This window comes from Bacillus sp. JJ783 (assembly GCF_036963225.1).
GTDB lineage: Bacteria > Bacillota > Bacilli > Bacillales > Bacillaceae_G > Bacillus_A > Bacillus_A cereus_U.
The window spans coordinates 1-17295 of the sequence record NZ_JBALMG010000001.1 but is presented as its reverse complement, the minus strand read 5'-3'; the positions used below and the strand labels follow the sequence as shown (position 1 = coordinate 17295).

The following is a 17295-nucleotide window of genomic DNA, read 5'->3' as shown; positions in this document are numbered from 1 at the left end:
AACATAAGCTATGTCTATGAAAATCAGTGAGAAAAAATTTAATGATCGCGTTGGCGATGGAATTCAAGATTCGTTTATGCGCGGAGCAGTATCTTCTGCACAAACGCGTTTATATACAAATCGATTGAAAGCAGCTGAAGAGTTAGGAAACTGGGAAGAGTGGCGTGAACTAGGTGAACAAATTCGTCAACATACGTTAGAAAATCTTGATTATTACTTAATGCAGTTAAGTGAAAATGTATCAAAAAGAGGCGGTCACGTTTACTTTGCGAAAACGAAAGAGGATGCAGCAAAGTACATTCAAGACGTTGCAAAAAAGAAACAAGCGAAGAAAGTTGTAAAATCAAAATCAATGGTAACTGAAGAAATTAGTATGAATCATGCCCTTGAAGAGATTGGTTGTGAAGTGTTAGAGAGTGACTTAGGAGAGTATATCTTACAAGTAGATAACGATCCACCATCACATATTATTGCGCCTGCACTTCATAAAAACAGAACGCAAATTCGTGATGTATTTAAAGAAAAACTTGGATATGAAAATTCTGATGATCCATACGAAATGACAAAGTTTGTTCGTAAACAACTTCGTGAGAAATTTATGGATGCAGAAATTGGTGTGACAGGTTGTAACTTCGCTGTTGCAAATACGGGCTCTCTTTGTTTAGTAACGAACGAAGGTAATGCCGATCTTGTTATGTCGATTCCGAAAACACAAATTGCAGTAATGGGTATGGAACGTATGGTTCCGACAATGGAAGAATTAGATGTTTTAGTTGGTTTACTATGTCGTAGTGCAGTAGGTCAAAAGCTAACAAGTTATGTAACGGTAGCAGGACCAATTCAAGAGGAAGAGGTAGATGGACCAGAAGAGTTTCATTTAGTCGTTGTTGATAATGGCCGCTCTCAAATTCTTGGATCGGAATTCCGTTCAGTATTGCAATGTATTCGTTGTGCTGCTTGTGTCAATGTATGTCCTGTGTATCGTCACGTTGGTGGACATTCATATGGTTCTATTTATTCAGGACCAATTGGTGCAGTGTTAACACCACTTTTAGGTGGATATGATGATTATAAAGAACTTCCTTATGCATCTAGTTTATGCGGAGCGTGTACGGAAGCTTGTCCAGTAAAGATTCCGTTGCATGATTTATTATTAAAACATCGTCAAGTTATCGTTGAGCAAGAAGGACGTGCCCCACTTGCAGAGAAATTAGCAATGAAAATGTTTAGTATGGGCGCATCTTCAGCAGCTTTATATAAAATGGGATCAAAAATAGCACCGGCAGCAATGAGTCCATTTACATCTGGCAATCGTGTATCAAAAGGTGTTGGTCCACTTAAAAACTGGACGGATATTCGTGAATTCCCGGCTCCAAGTAAAGAACGATTCCGTGATTGGTATAAAGATCATAAGAAAGGCGGGGACAAATAATGACAGGATTAATTCAAAACCGTGAGTCCTTTCTAGATAATATCGCAAAAGAACTTGGGCGCGCGCGTAAAACAGAAGGCGTAGAACGTCCAGCATGGAAAAGTAATGTGAATGTAGAAACGTTAAAAGATTATTCACAAGAAGAATTGTTAGAAGTATTTAAAAATCAATGTACAAACATTCATACAACTGTTGTGGAAACGACAAACGACCGCTTACGTGAAGATATTCAAAAAGTAATCATTGAAAACGGCGGAGGACCTATTATATTATCAGCAGATGAACGTTTTGATTCCTATGGATTGACTTCTTTATTTAAAGAAGAGCTTCCAAAGCAAAATGTTGAGGTAAATGTATGGGATCCTGAGAAAAAAGAAGAGAATATGCGTATAGCGGAAAAAGCGAATATCGGTATTGCATTTAGTGATTATACATTAGCTGAATCTGGTACGATTGTTGTACAAAGTCATAAAGGACAAGGGCGTTCTTTACACTTTTTACCGACTGTATACTTTGCTATTATTCCACGTGAAACACTTGTACCTCGCATTACACAAGCAGTTCAACATATGAACTCTCGTGTGGAAAAAGGTGAAGCAGTCGCATCTTGTATTAACTTTATTACAGGACCAAGTAACTCTGCGGATATTGAAATGAATCTTGTTGTCGGAGTACATGGGCCATTAAAAGCAGTATATTTCATCGTATAAAATAGGGGAAAGCAGGCCGGAAAACGGCCTGCTTTTTTAATAGAATAAAGATAATATGAAGTAGAAGTTCTCTCCTTTTTTTGTTATGTTCTTTTGGAAAGGAGAGGAAGGGATGTTCACTTATTTATATGCATTGTTAATGGGTATGGTGTTTGGTTCTTTTTTTATGGTGATTGCGATGAGAGTTCCAGTAGGGGAATCTATTATTACACCGCGTTCGTACTGTTATTACTGCAAGTATACGTTAAAGCCGAAAGAACTGATTCCAATCATTTCATTTTGTATACAAAAAGGGCGTTGTACGAATTGTAAGAGGAAAATCTCAAGTTTGTACATAGTATTTGAATTTGTTACAGGTAGTTTATTTTTTCTTACTGTATATATAATTGGAATAGAACGAGAGCTCATCATCATTTTATCGCTCTTTTCTTTACTTCTTATTATTTCAGTTACAGATTTAGTATATATGCTAATACCTAATCGTATTTTAATTTGGTTTGGGCTTTTGCTTATTTTAGAATGTATTTTTGTACCGTTAGTTACTTGGATAGATAGTTTAGCTGGTAGTGGAACTATATTAATTTTGTTATATTGCATGCAAAGGATTTATCCAGATGGTCTTGGCGGAGGTGATGTGAAATTATTTTCATTACTTGGATTTATAGTGGGAGTGAAAGGGGTTTTTATAACTTTATTTTTAGCATCTTGCTTTAGTCTTTGTTTTTTTGGAATAGGTATAGCGTTAAAACGTATAAAAATAAGAACCCCAATTCCGTTTGGACCTTTTATTAGCCTCGGAGCAATATGTTACGTGTTGTTCACATATGCAAAATAAAGAGGAGATAGAAAATGAATGTATATATGGATGATCAAAGAAGTTGCCCGTACGGATATGTTTTGGCAACTACAGTAGAATCTGCATTACAATTTGTTCGGAGTAATAAGGTAAACATCCTCTCTCTTGATTTTAACATGGGATGGAGGCAAAAGAATGGGTTAGATTTTGTAGAAGTCTTTTGTACAGAAGGTCTATATGTTAATGAAATTCACCTTCATACAAATGATGTCATCGGTATGCATCAGATGAAACAGAGAATAGAGAGAGGGAAGGAAGAAGGGGAAATTAATCCTTGTATTGCCTTGAAATATGTAGGGAGCTAAAACCTCCAAAGTGAAACTTAAACAGACTATAATAAGAAGAGTTTTCGATTTGCCTGCAACCCACCAATCAGGATTAGATGAGATTCTTTTTGATTGTACGTATCGATAAGCTCTCTACTCGTATACCAGTTATCAACCAGCGCATATACTTGCTCATCACTTGTTAGATAGTAATATTCGATATCAAAATCCTCTTATACATTAGTTATCAATACATATTTTCTATTGTTGTATAGATTCTTTCTATAATTCATCCCTTAAAAAGGAACTTATAATTAAGTCAATCATTCAAAATACATTTACAGAAATACTAAGAATGTTATTAAGATTAGACTTTCAAAATATGTTTAAAAGTGGTGAGTAAAATGCAAAAAATTGTTGGGATTATTGGGGGCATGGGACCTTTGGCGACTGTTGATTTAATGAACAAAATTATTTCTTATACACCTGCAATGAAAGATCAAGATCATATCCATATCATTGCAGACAACTATTCTCAAATACCTGATCGGACAACGGCTATTTTGGGAAAGGGAATGGATCCGACCCCGTACATTGTACAATCAGCGCAGCGACTGCAAAACGCTGGTGCGGATTTTCTTGTTATTGCGTGTAATACCGCTCATTTTTTCTATAAAGCAGCTAAAAGGTCTGTTAATATTCCGATCTTGCATATGCCTTTAGAAACGGCTCGTTTTGTGCAAAAAAATAATTTTAGAAAAGTAGGTTTGTTAGCTACGGATGGAACGATTAAGACGGAACTATACCAAAACAGTTGTCAAAGTTGCAGGATTGATGTCATTGAGCCTGATAAAGAAATGCAAGAAAAAGTGATGGAAGGAATATATGCTATTAAAAGTGGAAATTTAGAAAAAGGATTTTTATATCTTTCAATGGTTGCTGATAAATTGAAAGATAGCGGAGCTGAGGCTATTATAGCAGGTTGCACAGAGGTTCCTCTTGTATTGAAATCATCCGAAAATATTTGCGTTATTGATCCAACAGAAATTGTAGCTAAAATGGTTATTAAAATAGCTAATAGAACAGAGAAAGAAATAATAAAAGTGTAATTTAGAAGTTGGGAATGCGGCAGAAGTGTTGCATTCTTATTTTATGGATGTTTGATGCATACGATTTTACGTGTACATGTTATAGTAAATTATAATAGAGAGCTAAAGTAAGGAGCGTTTAGACATGAATATTGAAAATATTGAAGCTTTTATATATGTTTGTCAACTTGGTAGTTTCAATAAAGCTGCCGAAGCTCTTTATTTAACCCAACCTTCTGTAACAGCACGTATCCAATCACTTGAACGTGAAATTAATATAAAGCTTTTTCATCGAAATGGTAATAAGATTTCTTTAACTGAAAAAGGAGAGTATTTTTTTACACATGCACAAAAAATTTTGCAATCTTATCAGGAAGCTAAGTATGGGTTGCAACAAGTAACAATCCCATATGACTTGGTAATTGGGAGTGCTTTATCAATATCTAATAATATCCTCCCTGAAATTTTACCTGGTTTCAAATCTGAATTTAAGGATGTTAGAATAAAAATTGTAACTGGTCATTCACAAGACATCTTACAGAAGGTTATTAATAAAGAAGTTGACTTTGGCATCGTACGAACAGAAAAACATCCTCAAGTAGAATCAATCCGTCTTTATAATGACCCTATTGGCCTTTTTGTGCCTCGAAATCATATATTTTTAAAAGAAGAAAAAGTAACAATAGAACATGTAAGTAAACAACCCCTTATCTTCTTTGATTATGGATCAATGGATTGGCTCATGATTCATCGGCTATTTTCAAGTAATGATGTAAGCCCGACTATATCTTTAGAAGTAGATAATATGGAAACAGCGAAAAATTTAGTGATACAAGGGATGGGCATTAGCTTCTTGCCTGAACATTGTGTCAAACAAGAATTAGAAAATGGAGAATTGATCCGAGTGGAAATGACACCTCCAGTGAAAATTAATATTAGTATTGATTTTATCTATTTAAAAGGCAGACCAAAATCTGTTTTTATTGACTTTTTAAAAGAGAAGATGTGTAAATAAAACAAACTGATTGGTATATCAATCGGTTTGTTCTTGTTCTGGAGTTGATAGGCATGGGATCCTGATGTATACCTATCAAGCTAAGAAAAGAGGTCACCCCAAAAACGATAAAATAATCTTCTCTGTTATAAGAGGGTCTAAAATTTCGTTCTGGGGGTGCTGCAAAATATTAACTTGATGGGAATGTGTCGCTACCCCTATATGTTAGATTTCTTGTTTAGTGCAACAGTTAAATCAATTTTTTGATTAATTTAAAACCCCCTAACATATTAGACACATATAATATGTTAGGGGGTTGATTTAATAATATTTTTTTAAATTAGGTCTTGATAACAGACACTTTGGGGTTTTTAGTGTTTCATATGTGCTTGTAAAGGAATAATTTCCTCTGTTTGAGCTGCTACTAATTCGGTTTCTTCTTGTTTAGCAACAGGTGCTTTCTTTGTTAAGTAATGATATACCATACCGACAAATACCGATCCGCCAATAATGTTACCGATTGTAACTGGAATTAAGTTATGAATAGCCCCAGCGAAAGTAATTGTATCAGGATGTGGTGAAACTAAAGATAAGGCAAACAATGATAAGTTTGCAATGCTATGCTCATAGCCAGATAAGAAGAATGTGAAAACAAGCATCATTATCATCAATATTTTTGCTGTATCACCTTTTACTTGAGAAGGTAAGAAGCAGGCAAGGCATACGAGCCAGTTACATAAAATTGCTTTAAAGAATAATTGCATTGTAGGTGTGTTCATTTTACCTTCAACGACTGTATTCATTAAATGACCGTGATCAATTGCTCCGAAAATGCCAGTTGCGTAAAATAGTAAGGCAAAGAATAAAGCGCCAGCTAAGTTACCTGCATAACAAGCAACCCAGTTACGAAGTGTATCAGAAATCGTTGTTTCTTTTCGTAAAGTTGCCACTGTGAAATACATTGTATTTCCAGTAAATAATTCAGCACCGCCATATATAATAAGTACGAGGGCAATTCCGAAAAACATGGACTCAGCTAAATAGGTTGCTGGTGAATCTGCAATGTGAAAAAAGTTACCTAATTTAAAACATAGTACAATAACAAAACCGATATAAATACCAGCAAGTGCAGCACGAATGAAATATTGCATTGGGTTTGTATCTATCATTTGCTTTTTGCTCTTAGCCAGTTTGACAACATAATCTAATCCTTGTTCTAGCATGAGTAATACGCTCCTTTAGTACATCGTCTATAAATACTCCTTATATGAATAAAGTACATGGATTTGTTCTCGTTTTCAATAAGTTTGTTCAATATTTCACAAAAAGGACATACATCCGAAAAGGAAGCGTTTACAAAAGGGAGTATAATGGAATTTTTTCTAAAAATAGAGAGGGATTGAAACGAGGAAAAAAGAAAAAGCGCTGTAATTACAGCGCTTTTTCGTCTAAATTCTTTTCTACTTTTACTTCTACTTCTTTCGAGAAGAACCAACCGCCAACTGCGATTCCAATTAATACAATCCAGAATGTAAGCTTCCACGGAGTAGATTCTGGGAATGAATGCGGAATGACACCTAAAGCAGGGTGTGCTAGCGTATAAATCGCTAATTTCACACCAACCCAACCTACAATTAAGAATGCTGCAGTTTCAAGTCCTGGTTTACGTTTTAATATTTGTACGAAAGCAGTTGCTGCAAATCGCATTATAACTAATCCGATAAGTCCACCTGTAAAGATAACGATAAATTGACCTGTATCAAGACTACCAATCGTACCTAATCCTGTTTTTGGTAAAGTCACTGCTAATGCAACAGCAGCTAAAATTGAATCAACAGCGAAGGCGATATCAGCAACTTCGACTTTAAATACAGTCCACCAAAAGTTCTCTTGTTTTTTCTTTGCTTCTTTTTCTTCTGTTTCTTCATGTGAATTCTTTTTAACATACGTTTTAAATAAATGATTCCCCGCGATAAACATAAGATAAATCGCACCAATTGCTTGCACTTGCCATACATCTACTAGGAACGAAATCATAAATAGTGATCCGAAGCGGAAAACGAACGCTCCTGCTAATCCATAAAATAGTGCTTTCTTTCGTTTTTCTTCTGGTAAATGTTTTACCATGATTGCGAGAACGAGAGCGTTATCAGCCGCTAAAATCCCCTCTAGTGCAATTAGGATGAGTAATACCCAACCATACTCCAATAATAATGATACATCCATGTACATTCTCCTCTCATTTCTATAAAGACTAAACAAGTGAAGAAGTTCCCCACTGTGTAGTTTCCCCATACTCCTGCGTATCAACGGTGGAAGGAATTTGAAAACAAAAAAGACCTCTGCCGTTGATAGGCAAAGGTCTTGCTAGACATATGTAATGAAAATGCCAACAAAGCCGGAAGAACTAAGTTCTACGTAATGACGACTTTGTTTCCAAGAAATAGTTCTTGGACGCTACTCCCCTTTGGAGATATGCTATTGTATTCTCATTATATGGATAATTTATACGGTTGTCAACCTGTTAAAATATCTTCGTTGGGATATTTTATTTTTCTTTGTTTTTTACGTGCAAATGAAAAGGCTAATGTTAAAGGCCCCATCTTTCCAAAAAACATCATAAAGATAATAATTGTTTTGCCAATGATTGTTAAGTGTGGCGTCAAATTCATGCTAAGGCCGACAGTTCCAAATGCTGAAAATACTTCAAAAGCACTCATTAATAAAGGAACTTTTTCAGTGATGCTTAAAATTAAAATGGAAAGAAAAATAAACGAAATTGAAATAATAGTAATCGTTAATGATTTGACAATGAGCGTATCTTTAATGGATTTTTTAAATACGACAATATCATCTTGTTCTTGCAAAAATTTAAATACGCCTAAAAACATAATTAAAAAAGTTGTTAACTTAATCCCGCCACCAGTAGAAGCACTACCAGCACCAATAAACATAAGAAGCATCATTAATAAAAGAGAAGGTTTTGATAATGCAGAGATATCAACAGTATTAAAACCGGCAGTACGCGTTGAAATCGCTTGGAAATAAGCAGCCATACCTTCTTCAAATGGTGTAAAACCTTTCATGGAAATTGAATTATGAAACTCGAATATGAAAATAAAAATTGTAGCAATAATATTGACGATCAGAGTAGAAGAGAGCATAAGCTTTGAGTGCAAAGTAAGGTTTTTAAAGTTTTTCTTTCTTTTTATATCTACGATAACCGTAAAACCAATCCCACCTAAAATAATGAGAGAAGAAATAACGAGATTGACGAGAATACTATGGGAGTGCGACATTAAATTATCGCTCCACACAGAAAAACCAGCATTGTTAAAGGCTGAGATAGAATGAAAAAAGCTGTAATATATCCCTTTGGCAACCCCGTATTTTGGTATCCATTCAAAGGAGAGAAATAAAGTAGCGATACATTCTACAGTAAAAGAAAATAAAAATAATGCTTTTGCAAGACGAATGATTCCGCCGACATTTGTTTGGTTTAATGCTTGTTGTAATAAAATCCGGTTTTGAAGGCCGATTTTTCTGCCGAGCATAATTGCGATTAAAACAGCAAAGCTCATAATGCCAAGCCCGCCAACTTGTATAAGTGTTAAAATGACACATTGGCCAAATAAGGTAAATACTTTACCAGTGTCCACAACACCAAGCCCTGTAACCGTACAAGCAGAAACCGTTGTAAATAAGGCATCTAGCCATGAAATAGACGTTGTTGTAGCAATTGGCAATTTCAATAGGCATGTACCGATAATCGATAGCATAATAAAAGATACAGTAAGAACACGGGGAGGACTCATGCTAATGTTAATCCGTTTCATTTCACATATCGTTCCTTTCGATTTGCTCTTACTAGTATGTGAAGAAGCACTATTATGTATGTTAAAAAAGAAAGAGGCAGAGAATATCTGCCTCTAAGCCATAGGTTATATAGTTATCCGCGTAATTGTTGTTGAGCTAAAGCAACAAGACGTTTCGTTACTTCACCGCCAACTGATCCGTTAGAACGAGAAGCTGTATTAGATCCTAAGCTTACACCGAATTCTTGTGCGATTTCATATTTGAATTGTTCAAGTGCTTGCTCTGCACCCGGAACTAGTAATTTGTTTGTTTTCACCATGTTGATACACATCCTTAAAGAGTAATCCAGTTTAGCTAAGTGCTACCTGGTAATGTTATTTTATGTGTAAACGACGTACTCATACACGGAAGTAAACGGTGTGATTAGAAGTTCTTGGATAGAAAAAAGAGTAGCAAATTTGCTACTCTTTTTTCAGTATTGTCGCTGTACCTTCTACGACAATATCATCAGATTGATTATATATGTTTGTTTGCAATGTGATGATTTTTTTATCGTCCCGCTTTTTAATAACTTCTGCCACAACGCGAAGTGTATCACCGATTTTGACAGGAGCACGGAATGAAACGTTTTGTGATAAATAAATCGTATTTTTGCCAGGGAGTTTCGTTCCAAGAATGGTAGAAATAAAACTTGAAACGAGCATGCCATGGGCAATACGTTCTTTGAACATTGTCGTTTTTGCAAAAGAGTCTAGAATGTGAATAGGATTTACATCTCCAGTCAATTTTGCAAAATTGATAACGTCCTCATCCGTAATTTTTTTTGTAAGTGATGCTTGATCACCGACTTGAATCTCATCGTAACGAAGCTCTGGAACAGTTTGTGCTTCTTGAAATGGATTCATTTTGTCCTCCTTCTTTTCCATATCGAAAAATGTAAGCCATCTTGATGTAGTAGGAGGAAGAAAGAGTTTTGTTTGTGCTGCAGTTAGTTGCCACATTTTTCTTACTTGATGGAAGTAAATAGATTTTTTGAGTTTTCTTCGAACTGCTTTGCGAGTTCTAGTTGTTTGGACTTGAACTCTCCCAAAAAAACTTCTAACTGTTTTTGAACCTCTTCACGCTGCGACTGTTGTTGTTCGATAAAGTGTTTTGTTGTTTCTTCAAATTGGCCGCTAGTTTGAGTAAGAATAGACAAAGATGTTTTCGTAGGCGAAACAGTAAGTTGGTGCATTTGATTAGAAAGCTCATTCCACTTTTCTTGCCACTCGTTAATTTGATCATTTAAGGAGTTTCCAGTTAATTGCTTCACATAGTCTGTATATTGGTTATTGAACTGAGCAGTGAATTGGTGTAGTTCTTTTTCTAGTTCATCTACTCCTGATGTTAATTTATGCAAAGCGTCTTGTTGTTGTTTTAACGTTTCTAAAGTAAGTTGCTCTAATTGTTTCCCAGCTGAAGAGAAGAGGGAAAGAGATTGAGACCAGTTTTTCCAAAATGCATCGACTAATTCGTATGGCTTAGTTTCCATTGTGTGACCTCCAAATGTTTTTTTGCATATTGTGAACGCAGATTACTCTGCTGTACCACCAGGTGAAGATGAAGAATCCTTTTCATCCTTTTCTGGAGAAGTAGAAAATGGAAAGAATGCATTGGTGTATAACGTGAAAAACGTCCGCAACATATTTTGATAATGTTCAAAAGAAGTCGCACATGTTGTTAAATATTGCTCTCCATATTCTGTTAAAGAATAAATTCGTTTCGCTGGCCCGCCTTCGCTTGTATCCCAAGTAGAAGAAATGAGATTTTCTTTTTCTAATTTGCGCAAGGTCCTATACACATTACCTTGGTCAACAGAAGAAAAGCCGATGTCCATTAGCATTTGAATAAGTTTGTAACCATGAAGACTCCAGTCTTTTAGACAGAGAAGTAAGAAAGGAACTAAGAAGTTTTTTGGCATGGAGTTTGGTTGTTTCGCTTGGTTTTTTTCCAAACTTTCTGGGTGTTCTGGTTCATTATGTAGCATGATTGTGCATCACCTCATGAATCAGTTAGATGGAATTTTTTGCTTATAAGTGCAATTTACACCTATCTGTTTTTAATGTCAATACATTTGTTGGAAAATAAAGAAAAATAAAATATAGACTTGAAGTTTTATTCGGAATATTAGAAAATAGTGAATAGGTTGAATTGTTTCAAAAACGATAAAGGGAGTGTAGGCGAAGTGATTGATCAAAAATTCGATCCATTGCAAGCATGGAAAAATGCTTATGAACAAACCGAAACATTTTGGGGAAAAGCGCTCAATGAAACAATTAAAACAGAAGAATATTCTGCTTGGATGGGCAGCGTTCTAGATTTGAATTTGTTTTATCAAAAAGCATTAAATGATACGACAAAAAATTATTTAGAACAGGTGAATGTGCCGACGAGAGAGGATATCGCTAGAGTAGCTACGCTTGTTATTAACTTAGAAAATAAAGTTGATAACATCGAGGAAATTCTAGAAGAGAAATTGGATTCATTAGGACAAGCTCCTACATTAAAGCGTGATGTTACGAAAGTAAAACAAGATATGCGCACGTTGGAAACGAAAGTTGATCAAATTTTAGAATTGCTAGAAAAGCAAAATGCAGTACTAGCTAAACTACAAGTACCTGTAAAAGAAGAAGTAAAGCCTGTAAATAAGCCAGAAAATAAAAAATGATAATTGCGTTTGTTTATAACGTGTAAAAAAGAGAGGGAGAATCTCTTTTCATGTATAAACAACGAAACATAATTAATATATGGACTCAATTAGTATGAGTACCAAAATGATTCATAACAATCGTTCACAAATTCATTTAAGGGGGAAAAGAAATGGTTCAATTAAATGGCAAAGTAGCAATCGTAACAGGTGGGGCAAAAGGAATTGGAAAAGCAATTACAGTAGCATTAGCACAAGAGGGAGCAAAAGTAGTTATTAACTATAACAGCAGTAAAGAAGCAGCTGAAAACTTAGTAAATGAATTAGGAAAAGAAGGACATGATGTTTATGCAGTTCAAGCGGATGTTTCTAAAGTAGAAGATGCAAACAGACTTGTAGAAGAAGCTGTGAATCATTTTGGTCAAGTTGACATTCTTGTTAATAATGCTGGTATTACAAGAGATCGTACATTCAAAAAATTAAATCGTGAAGATTGGGAGCGCGTAATTGACGTGAACTTAAGCAGTGTATTTAATACAACAAGCGCGGTACTTCCATACATATCGGAAGCAGAAGAAGGAAGAATCATTAGTATTTCTTCTATTATTGGTCAAGCTGGTGGATTTGGACAAACAAATTACTCAGCAGCAAAAGCAGGTATGTTAGGATTTACAAAATCATTAGCGTTAGAACTTGCAAGAACAAATGTAACTGTAAACGCAATTTGCCCAGGATTTATTGATACTGAAATGGTAGCAGAAGTACCAGAAGAAGTGCGTCAAAAAATCGTTGCGAAAATCCCGAAAAAACGTTTTGGTCAAGCTGATGAAATTGCAAAAGGTGTAGTATATCTATGCCGTGACGGTGCGTATATCACAGGTCAGCAATTAAACATTAACGGCGGATTATACATGTAATGAAGTAAGAAAAAAGTGCATATCCATAGCAGGAATGCACTTCTTTTTTTAGAAAGAAATTGACCAAAAAGGAGATAGAAAAAATGACTACATTCGTAACGGAATGGGAAAAGCAATTGGAGTTGTACCCAGAAGAATATCGTAAAGCATATCGCCGTGTGAAAAGAGCGAGCGAAATTTTATTACGCGAACCAGAACCACAAGTTGGTTTAACACCGAAAGAGGTTATTTGGACGAAGAATAAAACGAAGCTTTATCGTTACATTCCAAAACAAGAAAAAACACAGAGAGTTCCAATCTTATTAATATACGCTCTTATTAATAAACCGTATATTATGGATTTAACTCCAGGTAATAGTTTAGTGGAATATTTAGTAGATCGTGGTTTTGATGTGTATATGCTTGATTGGGGCACATTTGGTTTAGAAGATAGTCATTTGAAATTTGATGATTTCGTGTTCGATTATATCGCAAAAGCAGTGAAAAAAGTAATGAGAACTGCAAAATCGGACGAGATTTCTTTACTTGGTTATTGCATGGGTGGAACGTTAACATCTATTTATGCAGCGCTTCATCCGGACATGCCAATTCGTAACTTGATTTTTATGACAAGTCCTTTTGATTTCTCTGAAACAGGATTATACGGTCCTTTATTAGATGAGAAATATTTCAATTTAGATAAAGCGGTTGATACATTCGGAAATATTCCGCCAGAAATGATTGATTTCGGAAATAAGATGTTAAAACCAATTACAAACTTTGTCGGTCCATATGTTGCTTTAGTCGATCGTTCAGAAAATGAGCGCTTCGTCGAAAGTTGGAAATTAGTTCAAAAGTGGGTAGGCGATGGTATTCCGTTCCCAGGCGAATCTTATAGACAATGGATTCGTGATTTTTATCAAAATAATAAATTAGTGAAGGGTGAACTCGTTATTCGCGGACAAAAGGTAGACCTTGCAAATATTAAGGCGAATGTCCTAAATATTTCTGCGAAACGTGATCACATTGCTCTGCCATGTCAAGTAGAAGCTTTACTTGATCATATTTCTAGCACAGATAAAGAGTATGTATGTTTGCCGACAGGACATATGTCTATCGTGTATGGTGGAACGGCTGTAAAGCAAACATATCCGACGGTTGGGAATTGGCTTGAAGAGCGTTCTAATTAAAGAGAAGAAATCCAACTAGCGTATGTTAGTTGGATTTTTTTATGGGAAATGACGAAACATAGGAAGGAGAAAAATACATTGTAGGAGTATAATTATGAAGCTTATGACTGGTAAGTTGTTTTGGAATGCTGGAGTTTCTGTACCTTGTTATCCAACGTTAGAAAATGATATGATATGTGATGTACTAGTAATTGGAAGTGGAGAAGCAGGTGCTCATATAGCGTATTCGTTAGCTAAAATTGGAATGCGTGTTATGCTCATTGAAAAAAGAGCAATTGCATGTGGTAGCACAGCTGCAAATACAGGATTATTACAATTTGTTAATGATAAATCGTTAACCTCTCTTATTCATACATTTGGTGAAGAGAAAGGGGTACGAGCATATAGACTTTGTTATGAAGCGCTGCAAACAATGGAGAAGGTTGTGTCAACTCTCGATATTGATCCCCATTTTATTCCGCGAAATAGTTTGTATTATGCAAGTAGAGATGAGGATATTTCATTTTTACAAGAAGAATATAATACGTTACGCCATTATGGATTTCCGGTTGAATATTTTACAGAGTCTGATATTAAGAAACGTTATTCATTTGCAAAACAAGCAGCGTTATATACAAGCGGTGATGCAGAAGTGAATCCGTATTTATTAGCGCATAGTCTTTTGCATAAAGCGAAACAAATGGGCGCTACTATATATGAACATACAGAGGCATTACATATTAAACAAATTCAAAAGGATTTAATTTGTTACACGAATACAGGAAATAAAATCGTAGCAAAGAATGTTATTATGGCGACAGGTTATGAAGAAATTTTTGGAAAGAAAGAAAAAAATACAACAGTAGAAACGTCTTATGCCGTTGTGACAAATAAGATAGATCATTTTGAAGGCTGGCATGAGCAATCATTAATTTGGGAAACAGCACGTCCATATTTGTATTGTCGAACGTATCAAAACCGCATTATTGTAGGCGGATTAGATGAGGCGCTGAAAATTCAAAAAATCGGCGATACGAAATTATTGAATAAGCGTAATCTCCTTATTAACATTGTAAAAGAAATGTTCCCACTGCTTAATAATATACAGGCAGAATACTATTGGGCAGCAGCATTTGGTGGCAGTCATGACGGTCTTCCTATTTTAAAAGAAGATAAAAAAATACATAATTTATATTACGCATTGCCGTATGGGGGAAATGGAACTGTATACGGAATGGTATTTGCGAAACTATTTCAGCAGTTATTTACAAATGAAGAAAGTGATGATTTTTCTTTATTTAATCGATAGAAAAAAGGTAGCGAAGTGATGGAATGAGAGATATAAAAAAGTTTTTACAAAAGTTACGTCCCGTGCAACTTATCGTTGTATTTTATTTACTAGCGGTAGTTGTATCGGTAATTTTACTTAGTTTACCATTTGTTACGAAGCCTGGCGTGAAATGGACATTTATAGATGCGCTGTTTACATCTGTTAGTGCTGTAAGCGTTACAGGACTGTCTGTTGTGACTATTTCAGATACGTTTACAACAGCAGGAATTATTGTTTTAGCCCTGATTTTACAATTAGGCGGATTAGGAATTATGGCACTTGGTACATTCGTTTGGATTATAACGGGTAAAAAGATTGGTTTGCAGCGAAGAAGGTTAATTATGGCAGACCATAACCAAGGAAATTTATCGGGTCTTGTAGAATTGATGCGTTCTATTTTAATTGTAATTATTTCGATAGAACTCATTGGAGCAATACTGTTAGGTACAAGATTTTTACTATATTTCCCGACTTGGCAAGAAGCTTATTTTCACGGTTTCTTTGCCGCTGTGAGTGCAACAACGAACGGAGGATTTGATTTAACAGGACAATCACTTATTCCGTACAAAAAAGATTATATTGTTCAAATGATTCATATGTTGCTTATTATTTTAGGAGCTATCGGTTTCCCAGTGTTAATGGAAGTAAAGCAATTCCTTAGTAAAAGGCGACAGCAACTATTTCGCTTTTCATTATTTACAAAATTGACGACAACGACATTTTTTGCACTCGTTATTGTCGGAACAATTATGATTTTTCTATTAGAACGAAATCATTTTTTAGTAGGAAAATCATGGCATGAAACTGTATTTTATACATTATTCCAATCTGTGACGACGCGAAGTGGTGGACTCGCTACAATGGACATACGTGAATTATCACAACCAACACTGTTATTTATGAGTATATTAATGTTCATTGGAGCATCTCCAAGTTCAGTTGGGGGCGGGATACGTACAACAACATTTGCTGTTAGTATATTATCGCTATATACATTTGCAAGGGGTGGGAGAACAGTCCGAGTTTTCAAACGTCAGCTACATGAAGAGGATGTGTTGAAAGCATCTGTCGTTATGACAATGGGGATTTTATTATGTGCCTCGGCGCTATTTATTTTATCCATTACGGAAAATGTACCACTTATGAGTTTAATAGTTGAAGTTTGTTCTGCTTTCGGGACGACTGGACTATCAACAGGTATTACTCCAGAGCTAACAACTGTTGGTAAACTTGTACTCATTGTACTTATGTTTATCGGACGCGTCGGTATTTTAACATTTATATTAGCTAGTGGTGGAAGAGAACAACCACCTCGCTATAAATATCCGAAAGAGAGAATTATTATTGGATAGTATGAAACCATTCTACCTACGTTAGGTAGAATGGTTTTTTTAATCGTTAATTCCAAATTGAGGGTGCATAAAAGCATCATTTTTGTTGTCAACTTCGTTTTTTAGTAGTTCTTGATTTTCTTCTGAAATCCACCCAATATCATTTGTAGGATGGATCCATTCTTCTCCAGCCATAATGGCAGGGTCTACCTCATCACTCCAGTTATTAAGAGGACTGTTAGTGGAATTGTATTTACTGTCTCCAATTACAACATCGTATTGATTAATAAAAGGTTGTTGCATTGGTTTTCCTGTTCCTTTAAAAGAGGGAAAGTTCATTTGATGAGGGAGCGTCTCGTCTAAAATTGGTGATTGGATCGTTTCTTTCTCCTTCAAAGTCATCGCTCCTTTTTATAATGGCTTGTTCGTATGTAGTATTTCCATATATAAGCTCTTATGTACTTGTTAACACTTCCCAGTAATAATTACTGTAAGTTGTTTCAAACTAGAATAGAAAGTTATTTAGTGAGAGCAGGTGAGTATGGTGGTAAAAAGAAAAGTAAAACAAAATGCAGCAATTAATAATAATAAAACTCCGAAAGAAAGCTTACCAGATGCAGAATTTGCATTAGAGTACGAAGGAGAAAATAGTGCGAAGTACGCAAATCGTAATTCAAAAAAAGGTAAACAAAAATGAGGCGTTTTTTACAAACGCCTCATT

20 protein-coding genes and 1 riboswitch are annotated in these 17295 nt (G+C 35.3%); of the genes, 12 read left to right on the top strand and 8 right to left on the bottom strand.

Annotated elements, in window-relative coordinates; genetic code table 11:
- The first annotated feature begins 10 nt into the window (after positions 1-10).
- The 6 genes from V7038_RS00100 (at position 11) to V7038_RS00075 (ending at position 5367) form a co-directional block, all read left to right on the top strand.
- The gene (locus V7038_RS00100; protein ID WP_002149674.1) at positions 11-1432 is read left to right on the top strand and encodes a LutB/LldF family L-lactate oxidation iron-sulfur protein; all 1422 of its coding nucleotides are present in this window, start codon (positions 11-13) and stop codon (positions 1430-1432) included.
- Positions 1432-2142: a LutC/YkgG family protein gene (locus tag V7038_RS00095; protein WP_002201267.1), complete on the top strand. Its 711-nt coding sequence runs from the start codon at positions 1432-1434 to the stop codon at positions 2140-2142. Before V7038_RS00100 ends, V7038_RS00095 begins: the two co-directional genes overlap by 1 nt.
- Before the next feature lie 112 nt (positions 2143-2254).
- Positions 2255-2977, top strand: coding sequence for a prepilin peptidase (locus V7038_RS00090; RefSeq protein WP_002202706.1), 723 nt, complete (start codon positions 2255-2257; stop codon positions 2975-2977).
- Positions 2978-2991: 14 nt separating this feature from the next.
- A complete protein-coding gene (locus tag V7038_RS00085) occupies positions 2992-3303 on the top strand; it encodes a cyclic-phosphate processing receiver domain-containing protein (protein ID WP_002158754.1) in 312 nt (103 codons plus the stop codon).
- 365 nt (positions 3304-3668) lie between these two features.
- A complete protein-coding gene (locus V7038_RS00080; protein ID WP_002201264.1) occupies positions 3669-4373 on the top strand; it encodes an aspartate/glutamate racemase family protein in 705 nt (234 codons plus the stop codon).
- A gap of 124 nt (positions 4374-4497) precedes the next feature.
- Positions 4498-5367 (top strand): LysR family transcriptional regulator, encoded by an 870-nt coding sequence (locus V7038_RS00075; protein WP_070138969.1) that lies wholly within the window; start codon positions 4498-4500, stop codon positions 5365-5367.
- A 350-nt stretch (positions 5368-5717) separates the two neighbouring features.
- Here V7038_RS00075 and V7038_RS00070 read toward each other — a convergent pair whose 3' ends face one another.
- From V7038_RS00070 to phaQ, 7 genes are all read right to left on the bottom strand, one after another.
- Positions 5718-6569, bottom strand: a complete 852-nt coding sequence (locus tag V7038_RS00070; protein WP_002201260.1) for a formate/nitrite transporter family protein — start codon at positions 6567-6569, stop codon at positions 5718-5720.
- A gap of 208 nt (positions 6570-6777) precedes the next feature.
- Positions 6778-7572 carry a TerC family protein gene (locus V7038_RS00065; protein ID WP_002201259.1) on the bottom strand — a complete coding sequence of 265 codons (795 nt, stop codon included), beginning with the start codon at positions 7570-7572 and terminating at the stop codon, positions 6778-6780.
- A 79-nt stretch (positions 7573-7651) separates the two neighbouring features.
- Positions 7652-7824, bottom strand: a riboswitch (yybP-ykoY riboswitch).
- 38 nt (positions 7825-7862) lie between these two features.
- Positions 7863-9182, bottom strand: a complete 1320-nt coding sequence (locus V7038_RS00060) for a TrkH family potassium uptake protein (protein ID WP_070146341.1) — start codon at positions 9180-9182, stop codon at positions 7863-7865.
- Between the two features lie 113 nt (positions 9183-9295).
- The gene (locus tag V7038_RS00055; RefSeq protein WP_000241212.1) at positions 9296-9481 is read right to left on the bottom strand and encodes an alpha/beta-type small acid-soluble spore protein; all 186 of its coding nucleotides are present in this window, start codon (positions 9479-9481) and stop codon (positions 9296-9298) included.
- Between the two features lie 142 nt (positions 9482-9623).
- Positions 9624-10067: a MaoC family dehydratase gene (locus V7038_RS00050; protein WP_001067911.1), complete on the bottom strand. Its 444-nt coding sequence runs from the start codon at positions 10065-10067 to the stop codon at positions 9624-9626.
- Positions 10068-10168: 101 nt separating this feature from the next.
- Entirely contained in the window at positions 10169-10693 is a 525-nt protein-coding gene (gene phaP, locus V7038_RS00045; protein WP_002011575.1) for a polyhydroxyalkanoic acid inclusion protein PhaP, read from the bottom strand.
- A gap of 42 nt (positions 10694-10735) precedes the next feature.
- Positions 10736-11188, bottom strand: a complete 453-nt coding sequence (gene phaQ, locus V7038_RS00040) for a poly-beta-hydroxybutyrate-responsive repressor (RefSeq protein WP_000903018.1) — start codon at positions 11186-11188, stop codon at positions 10736-10738.
- Between the two features lie 198 nt (positions 11189-11386).
- Here phaQ and phaR point away from each other — a divergent pair, with 198 nt between their 5' ends.
- From phaR to V7038_RS00015, 5 genes are all read left to right on the top strand, one after another.
- Complete coding sequence (gene phaR / locus V7038_RS00035) at positions 11387-11869, top strand: polyhydroxyalkanoic acid synthase subunit PhaR (RefSeq protein WP_002201258.1); 483 nt, start codon at positions 11387-11389, stop codon at positions 11867-11869.
- 152 nt (positions 11870-12021) lie between these two features.
- Positions 12022-12765 carry an acetoacetyl-CoA reductase gene (locus tag V7038_RS00030; RefSeq protein WP_002030515.1) on the top strand — a complete coding sequence of 248 codons (744 nt, stop codon included), beginning with the start codon at positions 12022-12024 and terminating at the stop codon, positions 12763-12765.
- 83 nt (positions 12766-12848) lie between these two features.
- A complete protein-coding gene (phaC, locus tag V7038_RS00025; RefSeq protein ID WP_002201257.1) occupies positions 12849-13934 on the top strand; it encodes a class III poly(R)-hydroxyalkanoic acid synthase subunit PhaC in 1086 nt (361 codons plus the stop codon).
- A gap of 94 nt (positions 13935-14028) precedes the next feature.
- Positions 14029-15222: an NAD(P)/FAD-dependent oxidoreductase gene (locus tag V7038_RS00020; protein WP_335468659.1), complete on the top strand. Its 1194-nt coding sequence runs from the start codon at positions 14029-14031 to the stop codon at positions 15220-15222.
- 23 nt (positions 15223-15245) lie between these two features.
- Positions 15246-16595, top strand: a complete 1350-nt coding sequence (locus V7038_RS00015) for a TrkH family potassium uptake protein (protein ID WP_002201255.1) — start codon at positions 15246-15248, stop codon at positions 16593-16595.
- A gap of 39 nt (positions 16596-16634) precedes the next feature.
- Here V7038_RS00015 and V7038_RS00010 read toward each other — a convergent pair whose 3' ends face one another.
- Positions 16635-16970, bottom strand: a complete 336-nt coding sequence (locus V7038_RS00010) for a DUF3905 domain-containing protein (RefSeq protein WP_002201254.1) — start codon at positions 16968-16970, stop codon at positions 16635-16637.
- 148 nt (positions 16971-17118) lie between these two features.
- Between V7038_RS00010 and V7038_RS00005 the strand changes: the two genes are divergently transcribed.
- Positions 17119-17271: a hypothetical protein gene (locus tag V7038_RS00005; protein ID WP_000240799.1), complete on the top strand. Its 153-nt coding sequence runs from the start codon at positions 17119-17121 to the stop codon at positions 17269-17271.
- Positions 17272-17295 lie beyond the last annotated feature (24 nt).

Bases quoted from the DNA above. Each gene is read 5' to 3' on its own strand.
- V7038_RS00100 (WP_002149674.1), top strand. From the start codon at position 11: ATGTCTATGAAAATCAGTGAGAAAAAATTTAATGATCGCGTTGGCGAT.
- V7038_RS00095 (WP_002201267.1), top strand. From the start codon at position 1,432: ATGACAGGATTAATTCAAAACCGTGAGTCCTTTCTAGATAATATCGCA.
- V7038_RS00090 (WP_002202706.1), top strand. From the start codon at position 2,255: ATGTTCACTTATTTATATGCATTGTTAATGGGTATGGTGTTTGGTTCT.
- V7038_RS00085 (WP_002158754.1), top strand. From the start codon at position 2,992: ATGAATGTATATATGGATGATCAAAGAAGTTGCCCGTACGGATATGTT.
- V7038_RS00080 (WP_002201264.1), top strand. From the start codon at position 3,669: ATGCAAAAAATTGTTGGGATTATTGGGGGCATGGGACCTTTGGCGACT.
- V7038_RS00075 (WP_070138969.1), top strand. From the start codon at position 4,498: ATGAATATTGAAAATATTGAAGCTTTTATATATGTTTGTCAACTTGGT.
- V7038_RS00070 (WP_002201260.1), bottom strand. From the start codon at position 6,569: ATGCTAGAACAAGGATTAGATTATGTTGTCAAACTGGCTAAGAGCAAA.
- V7038_RS00065 (WP_002201259.1), bottom strand. From the start codon at position 7,572: ATGGATGTATCATTATTATTGGAGTATGGTTGGGTATTACTCATCCTA.
- V7038_RS00060 (WP_070146341.1), bottom strand. From the start codon at position 9,182: ATGAAACGGATTAACATTAGCATGAGTCCTCCCCGTGTTCTTACTGTA.
- V7038_RS00055 (WP_000241212.1), bottom strand. From the start codon at position 9,481: ATGGTGAAAACAAACAAATTACTAGTTCCGGGTGCAGAGCAAGCACTT.
- V7038_RS00050 (WP_001067911.1), bottom strand. From the start codon at position 10,067: ATGAATCCATTTCAAGAAGCACAAACTGTTCCAGAGCTTCGTTACGAT.
- phaP (WP_002011575.1), bottom strand. From the start codon at position 10,693: ATGGAAACTAAGCCATACGAATTAGTCGATGCATTTTGGAAAAACTGG.
- phaQ (WP_000903018.1), bottom strand. From the start codon at position 11,188: ATGCTACATAATGAACCAGAACACCCAGAAAGTTTGGAAAAAAACCAA.
- V7038_RS00030 (WP_002030515.1), top strand. From the start codon at position 12,022: ATGGTTCAATTAAATGGCAAAGTAGCAATCGTAACAGGTGGGGCAAAA.
- phaC (WP_002201257.1), top strand. From the start codon at position 12,849: ATGACTACATTCGTAACGGAATGGGAAAAGCAATTGGAGTTGTACCCA.
- V7038_RS00020 (WP_335468659.1), top strand. From the start codon at position 14,029: ATGAAGCTTATGACTGGTAAGTTGTTTTGGAATGCTGGAGTTTCTGTA.
- V7038_RS00015 (WP_002201255.1), top strand. From the start codon at position 15,246: ATGAGAGATATAAAAAAGTTTTTACAAAAGTTACGTCCCGTGCAACTT.